Here is a 17,987-nt window from a genome sequence, read left to right on the forward strand (position 1 = left end):
GATTCGGTGTGATTATGCCGCCAACGCGTCCAACGGCGCGCGGCAACGGCGTACCAATTCCCTCGCCTCCTCCTCCGTCGGTGCCTCGGCGATCACCCGCACGATCGGCTCGGTTCCCGACGGCCTCACGTGAACCCATCGATCGGGCCAGGTGAGCCGCAGTCCATCCTGTGTGTCCACCGACGCATCGGCGAACGCCTCCCGCAACGATCGGTAGACCTGGTCGAGCGGCGCGTTGGGCCGGTCGAGCTTGTCCTTCACGATCCGGTACTGGGGATAGCGGGAGACAACTGCAGACAGCGTGCCGTCGAACTCGTGCAGTAGCTGGAGGATGAGCGCCGCGGCGAGCGGCGCGTCGCGCCCCAGGTGCAGTTCGGGGAGGATGACACCGCCGTTCCCCTCCCCCCCGACGACCGCCCCCACCGCCCGCATCTTGACCGCCACGTTCACCTCCCCGACCGGGGCAAGGACCAGCTCGCACCCCGCCTCCCTGGCGATGTCGGCCACGATCCGCGACGTCGAGAGATTGGTGACCACTGGGCCGCGCCGCTTGGCCAGAATCACCCGCGCCGCCAGCGCCAGCGTGTAGTCCTCCCCGATCGCTCGCCCTTGGTCGGAAACGAGCGCCAGGCGGTCCACGTCCGGGTCGGTCGCGAAGCCAACCACCGCGCCGCTCGACTTCACGAGCGCCTCCAGTTCGCCGAGGTTCTCGGCCACCGGCTCAGGGGGGCGATGGAAGCGACCGTGCGGCTCCAGGTTGATCGCGCTTACCCGGCAACCAAGGCGCTCCAACAGCTTGGGGAAGATCGTGACGCCGGCGCCGTGACAGGCATCGAGCGCCACGTGGAAGCCGCGAGCGCGAATCCCGCGCACGTCCAGAAACGGGAGCGCCAGGATCTGGTCGATGTGCCGGTCGATGGCCGCGTCATCCGCCGAGACCGCGCCGAGCTTGTCCCACGTTGCCCTCGGGATGCGCGACTCGAGGAAGGCGCGCATCGCTGCCCCTTCGGCGGCGTCGAGAAAGAGCCCGGCGGGGCCGATGAACTTGAGGGCGTTCCACTCGACCGGGTTGTGCGACGCGGTGATCGCCAGCCCCCCGGCTGCGTGATGGTGCTCGACCGCCATCTGGACGGTGGGGGTGGGAGCCATCCCGATGTCGAGGACGTCGGCCCCGACCGACTGCAGCGCCGAGACGACGGCGCGGTGGAACATGGGACCGGAAACGCGGGAATCGCGTCCGACCACGATGACCCTGGACGTCGATCGCGCGATGGAGAAGGCGCCGAAGGCGGCGGCAAACTGGCAGGCGATCTCGGGTGTGAGAGCCTCCCCCACACGTCCGCGGACCCCCGATACGCTGACCATCAGCCCTTCAAATCTCATCCAATGCTCCGCACAGAGTGCGAGGAAAGTAGCGGCGAAACTGTTGTAGGCAAGGCACTTACGACGTGATACACATCACAAAACCTAACGAGCGACCGACACGGGGCAGCGTCGCCGCTTAGTTTCCGCGCGTTCGGCTCGGGGCTCACGGCCGACACCGCTACGGCCCCCGAGGTCCGACCTCCCGTATGACGCTCGACCCCCCGGTTCCTTTTCGTCACGCTTCTCCATGAGCAACCCGCTCGCATACCTCCCGCTTGCGCTCGCCGGCGCCAACGGAGCGCTGAATGGCCTTTCCGTACGGCGCCTCGTCTCGGCAGGCGTGGCGCTGTTGCAACGAAGCGCGCCGCTCGTTCGCTCGCTCTCGGGGCACAGGTCGGGGATCCTCCTCCCGCCGTCGCCGGCGCTGCTCGTCGCGCTGGCGGCGAGTGAGGGGCGAGCCGCCGCCCTCCTCGATCCCGACGCTTCGACCGACGAACTGGCGATTGCGCTCCGGCGCGAGGATGCGGCGGCGGTATTCACGACCATCGCGCTTGCCAATCGTCTCCCGTCCGGACTACCGGTCCTGTTGCTGGACGAGGCGCCCGAACGCGCCACCTGGTTGTGCGACGGCGATCGACGAACGATCGACCTCGCCTGGCACGGCGGGCTGCACCTGACGGGCGAGGCGGATGAACCCGGGGCCGACGAGGCGGTGCTGGTGGCGAGCGGCGACGACCGGCAGCGCGACGCCCTCGGCGTCCCCATCACGCATCGGCGCGTGATGGCCAGTGCGGTGGCGACCGGCGTCCGCGAGCGGTTGGGGGAACGCGATCACACGCTGACCATCGCCGCATCGCCCACCCTGTTCGCGGTGGTGGCCGGGGTGGTGGCGCCACTGATGGCCGGCGGTCGCGTGACTACCGCCGAGCGCGTGGAGCTGGACGGTGTGTGGGCGATCGAACAACTGGAGACGGCCGGCGTCTCGGGGATCGTGGCACCGGCCGCGGCGTACGGCGTGCTGCTGGACGCACTACACGCGCGCGGCCGCGCGCTCGACGCGCCGGTACTCCAACGATGCCTTGCCGGCAGTACGGGAGGGGAGCTCGACGACACTCTGGCCAGGCGCTGGTACGATGCGACCGGCGTCCGGCTGCGCGTCGGCGACGTGGTGGGGAGCGACGGCGCCTTCGGCGCCTAACGCACGCCCATGGGGGCGAGCCCCTGTGCGGGCCCCCCCTCGACAATCGCCGCCTTGTCGATGGCGCCGGAGTGCAGCGCATGCAGGAAGGCATCGACCACATCGGGGTCGAACTGCGCCCCCGAGCAGCGGCGCAGCTCGGCGATGGTGGCTTGCAGTGGAACGCCAGGGCGGTACGGGCGCTCGCTCGTCATGGCGTCGAAGGTGTCGGCCACGGCGGCAATGCGCGCCTCGAGCGGGATGTCGAGCCCGGCGAGTCCATCGGGGATCCCGCGTCCGTCGAAGCGCTCGTGGTGCGAGCGCACGATGTTGAGCGCCAGCGGCATTTCCCCGAGGAGCGGCCCCAGGATGCGCCATCCCACCACCGGATGCGTCATGATGTGCTGGTACTCGTCGTCGGTGAGCGGTCCCGCCTTGTTGAGGACGCTCTCGCGCACGCCGATCTTGCCGATGTCGTGCACCTTGCCGCCAAGTTCGATTTGCCGGACGATGTCGGCGTCGAGTCCCAGCGTACGCGCAATGACGGTCGAGTACTTCGAGACGCGAAGCGAGTGTCCGTGCGTGTACGGGTCCTTGACTTCGAGCGCTTCCGCCAGCGACTGGATCGACGCGAGGAAGAGTTCCTCGAGGCGCCGCGCCTGCACCGAGACCTTGATCTCGAGCAGTTCCTGGTAGTCGCGGTTCTCGAGGATGAGGCGGCGCTTTTCCAGCGCCTGCCGCACGCGTGCGCGCACTTCCTCCAGGTGAAATGGCTTGGTGAGGTAGTCCATCGCCCCTTCGGCCAAGCAGTTCACCGCGGTGCTGACATCGGCCACGGCGGTGATGAGCATGACCGCCGTGTCGGGGTAGCGCGAGCGCACCGAGCGCAGGAGCCCCATGCCATCGAGTTCCGGCATGTGGAGGTCGGTGAGGATGAGGTGTGCGGGGCGGCGTTCGAGGGAGATGAGCGCCTCGGCACCGTTGCTCGCCTCCTCGCAGCTGAAGCCGTCGCTCTGCATGAGGCGCACGAGCACGCGGCGAAGGTGCGGCTCGTCGTCGACGACGAGGCAGCGGAGGATCTCGGGAGTGTCGAGCGCCGGCGCCGGCGCCGTGGGGGTCTGCGTCATGGGTACTTCCTGTTCTCGCCCTGAATGGACCGGGACATCACGCGCGGCACGCCCGTCAGCGTTCCGCGCGCGGGCCCACGATGTATCTTCTCGCCGACTACATCCAAACACAAATCCATGTCGCGCATCTTCGACGATGACTTGAGGTTCGGCACGGGCACGCGCGCCGTACACGCCGGGCAGCGCCCCGACCCCACCTCGGGGGCGATCATGACCCCGATCTTCCAGACGTCGACCTACGCCCAGGAGGCGTTGGGACGCAACAAGGGGTACGAGTACGCCCGCGGGAAGAACCCCACGCGCGAGGCGCTGGAGCGCAACATCGCCTCCCTTGAGGGGGGCACGCACGGCTTCGCCTTCGCCAGCGGAATGGGGACGGTGGACTCGATCATGAAGCTGTTCAAATCCGGCGACCGCATCCTGTGCGCGGACAACATGTACGGCGGGACGCCGCGCCTGTTCGACCGGATCCTGGTCAACATGGGGCTGCAGTTCACGTACGTCGACACGCGCGATGCGCAGCGCGTGGAGGACGCGATGACGCCGGACGTCAAGGCGATCATCGTCGAGACGCCCACCAACCCGCTGATGTGGGTGACCGACCTCTCGGCCGTGGGCGGGATTGCGCGGCGGCACGGGGCGCTGTTCATCGTCGACAACACCTTTGCCACGCCGGTCTTCCAGCGCCCGCTGGAGCACGGGGCGCACATCGTCTTCCACTCGACCACCAAGTACCTAAACGGTCACAGCGACATGGTGGGCGGCTGCGCGGTGGTGAACGACGACGAGCTGGCGACGCGGCTGCAATTCATCCTCAACGCCGCCGGCGCGGTGCCTGGCCCGTTCGACGCCTGGCTGGTGCTGCGCGGGACCAAGACGTTGCACCTGCGGATGGCGGCGCACGACGCCAACGGGCGGCGCATCGCCGACTGGCTGGCCGCACGCCTGGGGGACGAGCGCGTCTACTACCCGGGGCTCGCCTCGCATCCGCACCATGCCCTGGCCGCGCGACAGATGTCGGGCTTTGGCGGGATGATCTCTATCGAGTTGGGGTCGCGCGAGAAGGCCGAGCGAGTGGTGAACGCGTTGCACCTGTTCACGCTCGCCGAGTCGCTGGGGGGGGTGGAGAGCCTGGTCTGTCACCCGGCCACCATGACGCACGCCTCGGTCCCCCCGGAGCGCCGTGCCCGGCTGGGGATTACCGACGGACTGGTGCGCTTCTCGGTGGGTGTGGAAGACGTGAACGACCTCCTGGCCGACATCGACCACGCGTTCCAGGGCGTCGCGTAGCCGCGGCGGGACGGGGCGCGACACTTTCCCCCCCGCCCCGACGTAGAACAAGCACACAGCGGCCCGGAGTGTCGCCCCCGAACTCCCGTCCCCCGTCTCCCGTCTCCCGTCCCGACCTTGCCATGGCCGAGCGCATCGTACTGACCGACATCTCGTCCGCCGCCTGGGAGCACCCAGCCGACCGCGCGGCGCTCAACGCGCTGCGCGCCATTCCCGGCTTCGATCAGGTGGTACGCAAGGTCGCCTCGTTTTTCGGGGAGCGCGGGGTGCGCCAGATCTTCCTGGCCAATGCGGTGAAGGTTGGCCCCACCCAGCGCCCCAGGTTGTGGGCCCAGTACCAGGAGGTGCTGGCAACGCTCGACTGGAAAGAAGTCCCGGAGCTGTACGTCACGCAGACCCCGCTGGTAAACGCGGCCGCCGTCGGCTTCGACAAGCCGTTCATCGTTCTCAACTCGGGGCTGATGGAGCTGCTCGACGAAGAGGAGCGCCGCGACATCGTGGGGCACGAGCTCGGGCACATCATGTCGGGGCACACCACCTACACGACGATTGCGATCATCATCCTCACGGTGGGGATCCAGAACCTCCCCTTCCTGGCCGGGATCGCGCTCCTCCCCTTCCAGCTGGCGCTGATGGAGTGGTACCGCAAGGCCGAGTTCTCGGCGGACCGCGCCGGGCTCCTCGTGACGCAGGACATTCGCGTCACCGCCAGCACCTTCATGAAGATGGCGGGAGGGAAGGAACTCGACGACACGCTTTCGGTCGACGCCTTCCTCGAGCAGGCGTCGCACTACGAGGGGCAGAGCGAGTTTGCCGACAAGGTCTGGCAGGTGATCAACACCGCGTTCCGCACGCACCCCTTTGGCACGGTGCGCGCCGCCGAGCTTCAACGCTGGGTGAGCGCCGGGGAGTACGAGAAGATCCTTCGCGGTGACTACCGCAGGCGCAGCGACGCGACCACCCCACCGCTCTCGTCGGACATCGAGGACGCGGTCGGTTATTATGGGGAGCAGGCGCGCGGGGCGGTCGACTCGTTGAGCGGGGTGCTCGACCGGGCGCGCGATGCCTTCAACAGCGCCTTCAAGGGATCGTCCGGGACGTGAAGATTCTGCTCCTCGGCAGTGGCGGCCGCGAACACGCCATCGCATGGAAGCTCGCACAGGATGACTCGTCGCTCGAACTGGTAGCCGCTCCCGGCAACCCAGGCATTGCCACCATCGGCCGCTGCGTCCCGGTCTCGCCGACCGACGCGGCGGCCGTTGTCGCATTGGCGGAGGCAGAGCGCCCGGAGCTGGTGGTCATTGGCCCCGAGGCGCCGCTGGCGGCGGGGGTCAGCGACGCGCTGCGCGCGGCGGGGTTCAGGGTGTTCGGCCCGTCGAAGGCGGCGGCCGCGCTCGAGGCGTCGAAGCGTTTCGCGAAAGAGGTGATGTTCGCCGCCGGGGTCCCGACGGCGCGCGCCTCGTGGCACTCGGACGCAGCCTCGGCCAGGCTGGCGGCGCGGATGTCGGGTGCTCCCGTGGTGATCAAGGCGAGCGGGCTGGCTGCGGGGAAAGGGGTCGTCGTGGCGCAGACGCTCGACGAGGCGGAGTTGGCGATCGACCGGATGTTCCAGGGGGCATTCGGTTCGGCCGGCGCGGAGGTCCTGGTCGAGGAGTTCATGGCGGGGGAGGAGCTGTCGGTCTTCGCGGTGACGGATGGTGAGCACTTCGTGCTCCTGCCAGCCGCGCAGGATCACAAGCGGCTGCTCGACGGCGACGAGGGGCCCAACACCGGGGGGATGGGGGCGTACGCCCCGGTCTCGATCGCGACTGACGCCGTGCTCCGGTTCACCGCGGAGCATATCGTATTGCCCACGCTGGCCGAGATGCGCCGTCGCGGGACGCCGTTCAGCGGGCTGCTCTATGTGGGGCTGATGCTCACCGAGGCCGGGCCCAAAGTGGTGGAGTTCAACTGTCGCTTCGGGGATCCAGAAACGCAGGTGGTGCTCCCGATCATGGCCAGTAGCATCTTGACGCTAATGCTCGGTGCCGCCGAGCCTGACGGGTTGGCGCAGGCGAGCGCGCCGGTATGTGTCGCGGGGGCCGCGGTCACGACGGTGGTCGCCTCGCCAGGGTATCCTGACACGCCCATCACGGGAGCACCGATCGTGCTCCCAGAGCATCCTGCCAGCATCTCCATCTTTCACGCCGGGACGAAACAGCGTGGCGACGGGGCGTTGGTAACGGCTGGGGGGCGCGTATTTTCGGTTACGGCGGTCGCTCCGACCTTCGAGGCAGCACAGAGACTGAGCTTGGCAACCGCCGAATCGATCGACTTCCCCGACAAGGTGCTCCGCCGAGATATCGGGTGGCGCGAGCAGGCGCGCCGTGCCGGAGCTTCCTGAAGTCGAGACGATAGCGCGGGAGTTGGACGCGCGCCTGGCGGGGCGAATCGTCGTCGAGGTCGCCGTCCGGCGAGCCGACGTGCTCCGTGGGGAGCATCGGGAGCGAATGGGAGAGATCCTGCGGGGCGACCGCCTGCGGCGCGCGTGGCGGCGCGCCAAGACCGCCGTGCTTTCCTTCGACCGCGGCTGGCACCTCCTGGTGACGCCGCGCTTCACCGGCGCGGTGCTCGTATTCGAAGGTGGCCGTGCTGCCGCACCCCCTGGTGAGACGGCCGGCCCCCCCGAGGACGATCCGTATGCGGCGCTGGTCTGGCGCCTCGCCGACGGCGGCGCCTTCTGGTATCGCGACGTGCGACGACTGGGGACGGTGACGCTGGTCGACGACGAGGCGTTGGACGAGTTCGACCGATCGCTGGGACCAGAGCCACTTGACCCGAGCTTCGATGCCGACCGATTATCGGTACTTCTTCGGGGCTCCCGCTCGGCGATCAAGAAGGTGCTGATGGACCAGCGCGTGTTGGCTGGGGTGGGGAACATCTACGCGAACGAGGCGCTGTGGCGCGCGCGGATCGATCCGTCGCGCGAGGCGCGCTCGCTTGTCGCCGTGGAGGTGGAGCGCCTGCACGCCGAGCTGCGGTCGATCCTGACGGCGTCGATCGCGGTGCGCGGAACGACCTTCCGGGACTATCGCGATCCGTCGAACAGGGCTGGCGGGTTCGCGGCGCAGCTCCAGGCATATGGCCGCGGGGGCGAGCGCTGCAAGTGCTGCGGCGCCACCCTCACCGAGACACACGCCATCGACGGGCGATCGACCGTCTTCTGTCACCGATGCCAGCACTGACCCTTTCGCAGCGCCAGTCGGAGGCGAGGCGCCTAGCGGAGCTGCGCGATCACGTGCGCGGTTCGGCGAGCGACCGCCCGGGGGTGTACCGGATGCTGGGCGAGGGGGGCGAGGTGGTGTACGTGGGGAAGAGCAAGAAGATCCGCACGCGCCTGATGTCGTACTTCCGCGCCGAGTACCCCAAGGACAAGGGGGCGCGCATCGTGCGCGAGGCGGCGACGATCGAGTGGAGCTACGTGCCGAGCGAGTTCGCGGCGCTGCTCGAGGAGCTGCGGCTCATCAAGCGCTATCGCCCGCGGTTCAACGTGGCGATGAAGCGCGACGACCGGCACTACGCGTTCGTGCGCGTCTCCGGCGGCGTTGCGCCGCGGCTCACCGTGGTGCGCGGCACCAGCGCGGGCGAGCGTGGCGGCGTCTACTACGGCCCGTTTGTCGGTGCCGAGCGGTTGCGCGACGCGCTGCGCGAGCTGGGAGACACGCTGGGGCTGCGCGACTGCACGCACGACGGGCGCATGCAGTTTGCCGACCAGCGCGAGCTGCTGCCGTTGCCGGCGCGAACGCCGGGGTGCATCCGGCACGAGATCGGGACGTGCCTGGGGCCGTGCGTGGCGGCGGTGCATGCGCATGTGTACGGCGATCGCGTACGCCAGGCGCGGGCCTTCCTCGAGGGGACGCACGACGAGCCGCTGGAGCGCCTGCGGGTGGCGATGCAGGAAGCCAGCGACGACCTGGCGTTCGAGCGTGCGGCGGTGTTGCGCGACAAGCTGCACCGGCTGGAGTCGCTGCGTGAGTCGTTCTCGCGCCTGCGCTTTGCCGTCGAGTCGCTCACCTTTGCCTACATCGTCCCCGGACATGAGGGCGCCGACCGCTTCTACCTGATCCGGCACGGGGTGATCAGGGGCGAGCACGCGGCGCCGCAAACGCCTGACGAGTGGGAGGCGCTGCGCGAGGGGTGCCGCCGCGTCTTTGGCGAGGGGGCGACGAGCACACTCTCGACGGTGCCCGCGCACGAGGTGGACGAGTTGCTGCTGGTGACGTCGTGGTTCAGCGTGCGGCCAACGGAGCTGCAATCGACGGTGCCGGCCGACGCGGTGCGGACGCTCTGGGGCGCCTGACGAGCGCACGGCGTTCGCGCGCTTGGGCGGCGTCAGCGAGTGGCCGGGTCGAAAGCCGAGTCGATTGCCCGCTTGAGCTCGGCCATGGCGTACGGCTTGGAGAGGAGCATTGTCGCGCGGCCGAGTGCTCGCACCTCGCGCGTGGCCTCGCCGGCGAAGCCGCTTACCACCAGCGCGGGGAGGTTGGCGCGGTGCCGGCGAAGCGCGGCGATCATCTGCGTCCCGGTGCGCCCCGGCATCCGATAGTCGGTGATCACCAGCGCGCAGCTCTCGGCGTTTTGGGAGAACCACTGCTCCGCGGCGTCGGGTGTGGCGTGCGCGACGGCGTGGTGGCCCAGTGCGGCGACCACACGGCGCACCGTCTCCAGCACCACGGGTTCGTCGTCGACGAGCAGGATGGTGCGCGGACGCGTGGCCAATGCGCCGTGCGGTGCCCCCGGTGTGCCTGGCGCGCGGACGAGGTCATCCACCGCGAGCGCCGAGTGGTGACCCACATCGTCTGGTGGCTCGTCGTGGTCCTCGCCCGCCGACGGGAAGGTCACCGTCACGATGGTTCCAACGCTCACCGCGCTCTCGATCTCAATCGTGCCGCCTAACGCATGCACCAGGGCGCGCACGGTGGCGAGCCCCAGCCCGTTCCCGTCGCGCGCCTTGGTGGTGAAGAACGGCTCGTAGACGCGAGCAAGCGTCTGCTCGCACATGCCGTTCCCGTTGTCGCGCACGCGCAGGCAGGTCACGCCGCGACGCTGCTCGCACGCCGGGTCGATCTCCAGCACCACCACGCCGCCGTTCGGCATGGCCTGCGCGCTGTTGGTGGCGAGGTTCATCACGACCTGGTGCAGTTCGGCGCTCGACGCATGGACCATGACCGGGCCCGGCACCCGGACGTCGATCCGGACGCCGGCCGAGGCGTACGAACGGACCAGACGCGCCACTTCGCGCACCACCTCGGAAAGGTCGCTCGTCGCCGACGAGTCCACCTCGCCCTTGCGCAGCTGCAAGATGCGCTTGACCAGATCGCGCCCGCGCTCAGCCGACGCGCGAATGTCATCCAGCAGCTCGAGCGACTCCGCGTTTGCCGTTGCCGAGAGCAGCTCGACGTTGGCGAGGATTGGCGCCAGCAGGTTGTTGAAGTCGTGGGCCACCCCTCCCGCGAGCGTTCCCAGCGCCTCGAGCTGCGCCCCGCGCCTGCGCTCTGCCTCGGCGCGCAGCCGAGCCTCGGCTTCGCGTTCGAGCCCGGCGACGAGCAGCCCCACCGACACCGTCGCCGTGAGGCCGAGCATCGCCGTCGTGAGCCCGGCCAGCGACCAGGCCGAGAGCATGAAGTCGCGGCCCGCCGCCCAGGGCATCGTCCCCATGGACACGCCGACGCCGAGGACGACGAAGACCGCGACGTTCATCATGACGACCGCAACACCGGCCCGCACGCCCAGCAGGAGCCCGGCGGCCAGCGCCGACATCGACAGCCAGACGGGCCCCGCCGCCACCAGCCCCGCCTTGGTCAGCGTGAGCGTACCGACCGCGAAGAGCGAGGCGACGAGGGCCCAGGCGCGCGTGCGGAAGGTGGGACGCTGACTGTACAGCATGAAGCAGGTGGCCACGTAGCAGGAGACATCGAGCGCGGCAATCGCGTACAGCCCGCGCGAGGCGAGGACATGGATCGCGAAGGTGAGCGTGGGGAGCCCGAACACCACGACCGCGCCGAGGAGGGCGGCGAGAATGCGGCCGCGCCACTGGTCGAGCGCCGACGCCTCGTCGAGCCCGAAACGCGCCGCCGTCTGGCGCGTCCACGCGCTGGTCCAGTTGCGCAGTCGATCGAAGGGGGGAACGGGAGTGGTGGGCACGACAAGAGTATCGGCCGTCACATTCCTCGGTTGAAGCGACTGGCACGGCGGTGCGAGTTCGGCGAGCCATCACGCACCGCTATCTTGGGTGCGCTCGCACGCATTCGTTCCCGAACCCGCCCCTCATGTCACGGTCGCATCTGTCCTGCCGCCACGGCGCCGTCCTGGCCGCGGGGGTAGCCTCGCTCCTCGTCCTCACGCCCAGCCGCGGCGCGGCCCAGGGGTCGCGCCAGACCCGCGAGAACTTCAACGCCTGGTTCAACGTGGTGGGGGAGAACCGGCTGAGCCGCCAGTGGTACCTCGACTACGACGTGAGCCTGCGGCGCAGCGGACCGTTGGAGGAGATGCAGCAGCTCCTTCCGCGCCTGGGGGTGCGATACCAGGTGAACCCCGCGGTGCGCGTGACGTGGGGGTATGCCTTTGCGGAGACGTGGCCGTACGGCAAGCTCCCGAACACGTTCCGTTTCCCCGAGCACCGAATGTGGGAGCAGCTGCAACTCAACCACGCCGTCGGTCGCGTGGCGCTCAACCATCGCTACCGCCTGGAACAGCGGTGGCTGGGGCGCGTGGCGTTGGAGGATGGCGATGAGGCGGTGCAGAACTGGGTGCGCACCAACCGCATGCGCTACCGCCTCCAGGCTACACTCCCGCTGCAGGGGAAGACGCTGGACGACGGCGAGTTCTACCTGCAGGGGAACAACGAGCTGTTCATCAACTGGGGGGCCAACGTGCAGTTCAACGTCTTCGACCAGAACCGGACCATCCTCGCGGTGGGGCGGCGCTTCTCGGAGAAGCTGCGCGCGGAGGTGGGGTACATGGAGCAGGTGGTGGAGAAGTCGAGCGGCCGCCAGCTGGAACGGAACCACACACTCATCTTCGCGCTGTACCCGAACCTCTCGTTCTGGCACGACGCCAGGGAGGGGGGCAAGTAGCCGGCACCGTTCGAGATCGCCCCGCCTAACGTTGCGTCAGTACGCCAGGTCGACCAGTTCGACGTCGAACGCCCCGTCGGGGGCAATGGTCAGGCGCGCGACGCTGGGGGTGAGGTCGAAGCGGCGTGGCCCCGCGGCGCCGGGATTGATCACCAACCGCCCGCCGGCCCTGGCGATGAGCTGCCGGTGTGTGTGCCCGTAGACGATCACGTCGGCGTCGTAGGCGGCGAGCAGGCGTTGGACCGTGGGGACGCCGAGTTCGTGGCCGTGGCTCACGTGGATGCGGACACCGCGTTCCGACCGCTCGATTTCGCGCACCAGCTGCGGGTCGTCGTACGCGTCGCAGTTGCCGTAGACCGCGCGCACCGGGGCAATGAGTGCGAGCTCCATCAGCACGTCGTCGCCGCAGACGTCGCCCGCGTGCAGGATGCAGTCGACGCCAGCCAGGGCGCGATGCACGTCGGCGCGCACCTGCCCGTGCGTGTCGGAGATGAGGCCGATGACCAGCGGCTGGTCGGCGGCGGGAGGCATCGTCAGGCGTTGAGCGCGTCCGGTTCCCCGCCCCACCGCCTGACGAGTGCGTGTTCCACGTCGAGGTGGTCGAGGATGCGCGCCACGACGAAGTTGACGAGGTCGTCGATCGCGCGCGGCTGGTGGTAGAAGCCGGGCGAGGCCGGCATGACCACGGCGCCGGCCTGCGTGAGGCGGAGCATGTTCTCGAGGTGGAGCTGCGAGTACGGCGTCTCGCGCGGGACGAGGATGAGGCGGCGGCGTTCCTTGAGCATGACGTCGGCGGCACGTTCCACGAGCGAGCGCGAGCTCCCCTGTGCAATGGCCGACAGCGTCCCCATCGAGCAGGGGCAGACCACCATGCCGTGCATGCGCGTCGAGCCCGACGCCGGCGACGCGCCGCGATCGCCATCGTTGAACGCCGTCACGCAACGGTCCCACCCGTCGGCCCCAACGTGTGCGCGCAGCGCCATCTCGTCGGCGATTCCCATCTCGGTGGCGAGGAGTCGGTAGCCATGCGACGAGACGACCAGCCAGACCGTGCGCTGCGCGGCGACCAGCGCCTCGAGCAGGCGAACGGCGTACGGCGCACCGGAGGCGCCGGTGATGGCGACCACGATCGGGAGGTGCCCGTGCCCGGCGCTCATCCGGCGAGCGGGAAGGTGGTCACCCATCCGTTGGCCGCCAGCAACCGCTCGGCGAGGACGAAGAGGAAGAAGGCGATGGAGATGACGCCGTTCATGGTGAAGAAGGCTGCGTCGAGCCGGGACAGGTCATCGGCCTTCACCAGGGAGTGCTCGTAGAGGAGGAGGGCGGCGACGACGAGGACCCCCGCCAGGTACAACGCCCCGCCCCCCGCCACGGCGCCGACGACGGTGAGCGAGGCCAGCGTCGTCAGGTGCAACACGCGCGACAGGGCAATCGCCCGCACGCGCCCCAGCGCCACGGGGATGGAGTGCAGCCCGTGCGCCTTGTCGAACGCCTCGTCCTGCAGCGCGTACAGGATGTCGAAGCCGCCCCCCCACGTGGTGACGGCGAGCGACAGCACGAGCGGCATCCACCACGGCTCGGGCCACCGCCCGGTGACCGCGAGGTACCCGCCGACAGGTGCAATCGACATCCCGAGGCCCAGCACCAGGTGCGACCAGCGCGTGAAACGCTTGGTGTACGAGTAGAAGCAGACCCACGCCAGCGCCAGCGGCGAGAGCAGCGCGCACAGCCGGTTGAGCGACCAGGCGCTGTACACGAACAGGACCGACGCCACTGCCACCGAGACCGCCGCCTCGCGAACCGTCATCGCCCCGCTCGGGATCTCGCGCATCGACGTCCGCGGGTTGTCCGCATCGATGTCGCGATCGACGATGCGGTTGAAGCCCATCCCGGTAAAGCGGGCGCAGGTGAAGGCCACGATGACCCAGCCGACCATCGCCACCGTCACCGGCGATCGGTACGACGCCAGCGTGACCCCAACGAGCGTGAACGGGAGCGTGAAGATGGTGTGCGGGAGCTTCACGAAGTTGGCGTACTTGATGAAGCGCGTAGAGCCATCGAAGGTCTGCCCTTCGCGCACCGGCACTCCCCCGGGCGTGCGGCTCATCTCCCGTCTCCCCCCAGCGTTCGCTGGGGCAAGCGTTCCCGTGTCCCGTCCAGCCCCAACTTCGGCCACATTGCATCCACGCGCTGCCGTGTCGCCTGGTCCATCTCGATCACCTTGGGCCACTGGCGAGTGAACCCCTCTTCGGGCCACTTGCGCGTGGCATCGATCCCCATCTTGCTCCCGTAGGTGAAGGCGCGCGAGGCGTGGTCAAGGACATCCACCGGCCCCATGGTGAAGCGCGTGTCGCGCTCGGGGTCGATGTTGTTGAGCGCCACCCACCACGCCTCCTGCGGGTCGCGCACGTTCACCTCCTTGTCGACCACGACCAGCACCTTCGCCAGCGACATGAGCCCCTGTCCCCACATGGCGTTCATCACCTTGTACGCCTGCCCGGGATACTGCTTGTCGATCGAGACAAACACGAGATTGTGGAAGATTCCTTCCGCCGGCATGTGATAGTCGACGACCTCGGGGATCGTCAGCTTCAACAGCGGGAGGAAGATGCGTTCGGTGGCATGGCCGAGGTAGAAGTCCTCCATGGGCGGCTTGCCGACGATCGTCGTGCCGTACACGGCGTCCTTCCGCATCGTGACGGCCTTCACCTGCACGCGCGGATAGAGATCGGCCTCGGAGTAGAAGCCGGTGTGGTCGCCAAACGGCCCCTCCACCACCAGCGCCTCCGCCGGATCGATCTCCCCCTCGATCACGATCTCCGCATCCCACGGCACGTCGAGGTCGCAGGTGAGCGCCTTCACGAGCTTGACCGGCTCCTTGCGCAGGAAGCCGGCGAAGAGATACTCGTCGATGTTAGGCGGAAGCGGCGCCGAGGCGGAGAAGACGGTGGCGGGGTCGGCACCGACGACGATGCAGACCGGCATCTTCTCGCCCCGCTCGGCCATCTCGCGCCAGTGGGCGGCCCCGACCTTGTGGCGCTGCCAGTGCATCGCCACCGAGTCCTTGCCCAGCTGCTGCACCCGGTACATCCCCACGTTGCGGATGCCCCGCTTCGGATCCTTGGAGACGACCGCGGTGAGCGTGATGAACGGACCGCCATCCTCGGGCCAGCAGGTGAGGACGGGGAGCCTGTCGAGATCGATGTCCGCGCCACGCCAGACGACTTCCTGGCACGGGGCGCTCCCGCTCTTCACTCTCGGAGGGAACTTGCCGATCTCGAGGAGCCGCGGGAGGAGCGACAGCTTGGAGAGGAAACCGTCGGGGACCTTGAGGTCCATCATCTGCGTGATGCGAGTGCCGATCTCGTCGAGGCGCTCCACACCTAACGAGATCGCCATGCGGCGAAACGAGCCGTAGGTGTTGATCGCCACCGGGAAGCGCGAGCGCGTCCCGTCACGCAGCACCGGGTGCTCGAAGAGGAGCGCCTTCCCGCCCCCCGGCATCTTGGAGACGCGGTCGGCAATCTCGCACAGCTCGAGGTGAACCGACACGGGATGGGAGATGCGAACCAGTTCGCCTGCCCGCTCGATCTCGGCGAGGAACTGCTGGAAGTCGTTGAGGGGCATCGTTAGGGGCGGACGGGGGACGGGGGACGGGGGACGGGAGTGCGCGCGGCTGCGCCGCGCGCGGGGCCTCCGCCAGGGAGGCGCGTCTCCTTTCTCGCTGTCGTCACTTCACACCCACGTGAATCGCGGCCACCCCGAGGGTCAGGTCGAGATAGCGAACGTCGGCGTAGCCCGCCTCGCGCATGGCCTGCGCCAGCGCTTCCTGCACCGGAAAGTTTGCCACCGACTGCGGAAGGTAGTTGTAAGCGGTCTTGTGGCCGCTGATCGCGCCGCCAATCCTCGGAAGGATGTTGTGGAAGTAGGCGTGATAGCCGGCGCGCACCACGGCGCTCCTCGGCGTCGAGAACTCGAGGATGACGAAGCGCGCGCCGGGCTTGAGCACGCGGCGCACCTCCCGCAACCCGGCACCAAGGTCGGCAAGGTTGCGGATCCCGAAGGCGACAATGGCGCCATCGAGGGCGTTGTCGCGGTACGGGAGTTCGAGTGCATCGCCATTGACCGGCGCGAGGATCTCCCGCGAGACCTTCCCATCCCCGGCCAGCAGCATGGGGAGCGCGAAGTCGGTGCCGAGGACGTAGCCGCGGAACCCTGCCTCCCTGGCGAGCTGAGTCCCGACGTCGAGCGTCCCGGCGCACAGGTCGAGATACGTCCCCGACGGCGCACGATCCCACGCCAACTCGCGAATGGCCCGGGCGCGCCACCGCTTGTCGATGTTGAAGCTCAGCAGGTGATTGAGGAGATCGTAGCGCGGGGCGATCTCCGAGAAGATGCGGCGGACATAGGCCCGCTTGACGGCGCCCCCTTCGGCGGCGGCGCGCGCCTCTACCGCATCGAGATCGGTCGAGGTCATGAGGCTGCGAAAGTTGGGCGGGAGCCGGGTGGCGGGCAAGCACGGCGTGCCGAGTCACGGTGACAACATCGGACGCGACAAGCGCTTGTCCTAGACCGTCTTGGGCGCACTCCTTAGCTTGCCAACTTCGCGAACCCGGGGCGCGTTCCCACGGGGTTCCGCCACCGACGGCATGGCCCCTCTTCTCGATCTACGCAACCTCCCCGACGCCGACCTCGTCGCGCTGGCCCAGGAAGGGCGCGAGGCGGCCTACCGGGAATTGGTGCGACGATACGAGCGCCCCGTCTTCTCCCTGATCTTTCGCATGGTGCGGGATCGGGAGGTCTCCGAGGACCTCGCCCAGGACACCTTCATCAAGGTCCTGAACCACATCGACAAGTACCGGCCGGAGTTCAAGCTCTCCAGCTGGCTGTTCAAGATCGCCAACAACGTCGCGATCGATCACCTGCGTAAACGACAGCTGGAGACGATCTCTATCGACGGCTCGCCGAACGCACTCTCGGCGGCCGAGCGGGAGGCCACGTCGTTCGACGTCGTCGCGCGGCAGGAAACGGCGCTCGAGGAGATGGAGGCGCGCGAGCTGGGATCGGCCATCGAACGGGCGATCCAGAAGCTCCGCCCCGAGTACCGCGCCTGCATCATGCTGCGTCATGTCGAAGGACGCTCGTACGAGGAGATCGCGGCCACGCTGGACCTGCCATTGGGAACCGTCAAGACATACATCCACCGCGCCCGGCACCAGCTGCGGGACGCACTCGATGGGCTGCGGGATTGACCCGCGGGCTCACCCGCGTGTCGGCTGAAACCGGCGCCAGAGGGGCGGCGTAGGAACCACCGGAGGCATTCACTTGGACCATCGGCATCTACTCCCCGAAGAGATCGATCTCCTCCTCGATGGCGAGGAGGGGTTCGGCGTGAACCCGCTCAAGGCGCACCTGGCGCAGTGTGCGGGGTGTCGTGCCGAGTTCGAGGCGCAACGCAAAGTGACCCTCGCGCTGGAGGTGCTGCCCCACATCGCCCCCACGGCTCGCTTCGCCGAGAAGGTCATGGCCAACGTGCAGGTCTTCGAGCCATGGCACGTGTCGTTGCGTGACTCGATCCGGCGCGCCCTCCCGCAAACGCAGGTGGGGCGCACGCTCGTGTTCGGGACCGGCGGGGTGATGGCGGTCACGGTCACGATGCTCACGGTCTGGCTCGCCCATCGGGCCGACGCCGTTCTCTTCCTCTTCGCGCTCGTGGGTGAGCGTGCGCGCGAGGCGGTGTCGCTCGGCGTGCACGACGCCGTGGTCGCAACCGTCGGTCAGGGGGCGGCCTCCACCGTTTCGGCCAACGGACTGGCCGGGATCGCCGTGGCGCTCACGGCACTCGCGATCGCCGTGCTCGGAACCGCCTACGGACTCAAGACGCTGGCGACGGCTGCGCGCCGGAGAGGGTAG

The 17,987-nt window shown here is 68.8% G+C and carries 17 protein-coding genes; 9 read left to right on the forward strand and 8 right to left on the reverse strand.

The window, feature by feature from the left end; translation table 11 throughout:
* Positions 1–12: 12 nt before the first annotated feature.
* A complete protein-coding gene (glmM, locus tag IT359_20555; GenBank protein ID MCC6931391.1) occupies positions 13–1,383 on the reverse strand; it encodes a phosphoglucosamine mutase in 1,371 nt (456 codons plus the stop codon).
* 229 nt (positions 1,384–1,612) lie between these two features.
* On the opposite strand from glmM, the gene IT359_20560 reads away from it, so the two are divergent.
* Positions 1,613–2,563 (forward strand): hypothetical protein, encoded by a 951-nt coding sequence (locus IT359_20560; GenBank protein ID MCC6931392.1) that lies wholly within the window; start codon positions 1,613–1,615, stop codon positions 2,561–2,563.
* Here the strand turns inward: IT359_20560 and IT359_20565 are convergent.
* A complete protein-coding gene (locus tag IT359_20565) occupies positions 2,560–3,669 on the reverse strand; it encodes a response regulator (GenBank protein MCC6931393.1) in 1,110 nt (369 codons plus the stop codon). The genes IT359_20560 and IT359_20565 overlap by 4 nt on opposite strands.
* A gap of 117 nt (positions 3,670–3,786) precedes the next feature.
* Between IT359_20565 and IT359_20570 the strand changes: the two genes are divergently transcribed.
* From IT359_20570 to IT359_20590, 5 genes are all read left to right on the forward strand, one after another.
* Entirely contained in the window at positions 3,787–4,959 is a 1,173-nt protein-coding gene (locus tag IT359_20570; GenBank protein ID MCC6931394.1) for a PLP-dependent transferase, read from the forward strand.
* 122 nt (positions 4,960–5,081) lie between these two features.
* On the forward strand, positions 5,082–6,062 hold the full coding sequence (locus tag IT359_20575) for a M48 family metallopeptidase (GenBank protein ID MCC6931395.1): 981 nt from the start codon (positions 5,082–5,084) through the stop codon (positions 6,060–6,062).
* Complete coding sequence (gene purD / locus IT359_20580) at positions 6,059–7,342, forward strand: phosphoribosylamine--glycine ligase (GenBank protein ID MCC6931396.1); 1,284 nt, start codon at positions 6,059–6,061, stop codon at positions 7,340–7,342. The genes IT359_20575 and purD overlap by 4 nt, the downstream gene beginning before the upstream one ends.
* On the forward strand, positions 7,326–8,183 hold the full coding sequence (gene mutM / locus IT359_20585; GenBank protein MCC6931397.1) for a bifunctional DNA-formamidopyrimidine glycosylase/DNA-(apurinic or apyrimidinic site) lyase: 858 nt from the start codon (positions 7,326–7,328) through the stop codon (positions 8,181–8,183). The genes purD and mutM overlap by 17 nt, the downstream gene beginning before the upstream one ends.
* Complete coding sequence (locus tag IT359_20590) at positions 8,171–9,298, forward strand: UvrB/UvrC motif-containing protein (GenBank protein ID MCC6931398.1); 1,128 nt, start codon at positions 8,171–8,173, stop codon at positions 9,296–9,298. The genes mutM and IT359_20590 overlap by 13 nt, the downstream gene beginning before the upstream one ends.
* A 32-nt stretch (positions 9,299–9,330) precedes the next feature.
* Here IT359_20590 and IT359_20595 read toward each other — a convergent pair whose 3' ends face one another.
* Positions 9,331–11,142 carry a response regulator gene (locus IT359_20595; protein ID MCC6931399.1) on the reverse strand — a complete coding sequence of 604 codons (1,812 nt, stop codon included), beginning with the start codon at positions 11,140–11,142 and terminating at the stop codon, positions 9,331–9,333.
* A 125-nt stretch (positions 11,143–11,267) separates the two neighbouring features.
* Between IT359_20595 and IT359_20600 the strand changes: the two genes are divergently transcribed.
* On the forward strand, positions 11,268–12,074 hold the full coding sequence (locus IT359_20600; GenBank protein MCC6931400.1) for a DUF2490 domain-containing protein: 807 nt from the start codon (positions 11,268–11,270) through the stop codon (positions 12,072–12,074).
* Between the two features lie 36 nt (positions 12,075–12,110).
* Here the strand turns inward: IT359_20600 and IT359_20605 are convergent, their stop codons facing one another.
* The 5 genes from IT359_20605 to IT359_20625 form a co-directional block, all read right to left on the reverse strand.
* Entirely contained in the window at positions 12,111–12,605 is a 495-nt protein-coding gene (locus IT359_20605; GenBank protein ID MCC6931401.1) for a metallophosphoesterase family protein, read from the reverse strand.
* A 2-nt stretch (positions 12,606–12,607) separates the two neighbouring features.
* Entirely contained in the window at positions 12,608–13,231 is a 624-nt protein-coding gene (locus tag IT359_20610; GenBank protein ID MCC6931402.1) for a UbiX family flavin prenyltransferase, read from the reverse strand.
* The gene (locus IT359_20615) at positions 13,228–14,181 is read right to left on the reverse strand and encodes a UbiA family prenyltransferase (protein MCC6931403.1); all 954 of its coding nucleotides are present in this window, start codon (positions 14,179–14,181) and stop codon (positions 13,228–13,230) included. The genes IT359_20610 and IT359_20615 overlap by 4 nt, the downstream gene beginning before the upstream one ends.
* Positions 14,178–15,701, reverse strand: coding sequence for a menaquinone biosynthesis decarboxylase (locus IT359_20620; GenBank protein ID MCC6931404.1), 1,524 nt, complete (start codon positions 15,699–15,701; stop codon positions 14,178–14,180). The genes IT359_20615 and IT359_20620 overlap by 4 nt, the downstream gene beginning before the upstream one ends.
* 103 nt (positions 15,702–15,804) lie before the next feature.
* Positions 15,805–16,551 (reverse strand): ubiquinone/menaquinone biosynthesis methyltransferase, encoded by a 747-nt coding sequence (locus tag IT359_20625; protein ID MCC6931405.1) that lies wholly within the window; start codon positions 16,549–16,551, stop codon positions 15,805–15,807.
* A 172-nt stretch (positions 16,552–16,723) separates the two neighbouring features.
* Between IT359_20625 and IT359_20630 the strand changes: the two genes are divergently transcribed.
* The gene (locus IT359_20630; protein MCC6931406.1) at positions 16,724–17,326 is read left to right on the forward strand and encodes a sigma-70 family RNA polymerase sigma factor; all 603 of its coding nucleotides are present in this window, start codon (positions 16,724–16,726) and stop codon (positions 17,324–17,326) included.
* 73 nt (positions 17,327–17,399) lie between these two features.
* Entirely contained in the window at positions 17,400–17,987 is a 588-nt protein-coding gene (locus IT359_20635; protein MCC6931407.1) for a hypothetical protein, read from the forward strand.

It is taken from the genome of Gemmatimonadaceae bacterium (assembly GCA_020852815.1).
GTDB lineage: Bacteria > Gemmatimonadota > Gemmatimonadetes > Gemmatimonadales > Gemmatimonadaceae > SCN-70-22.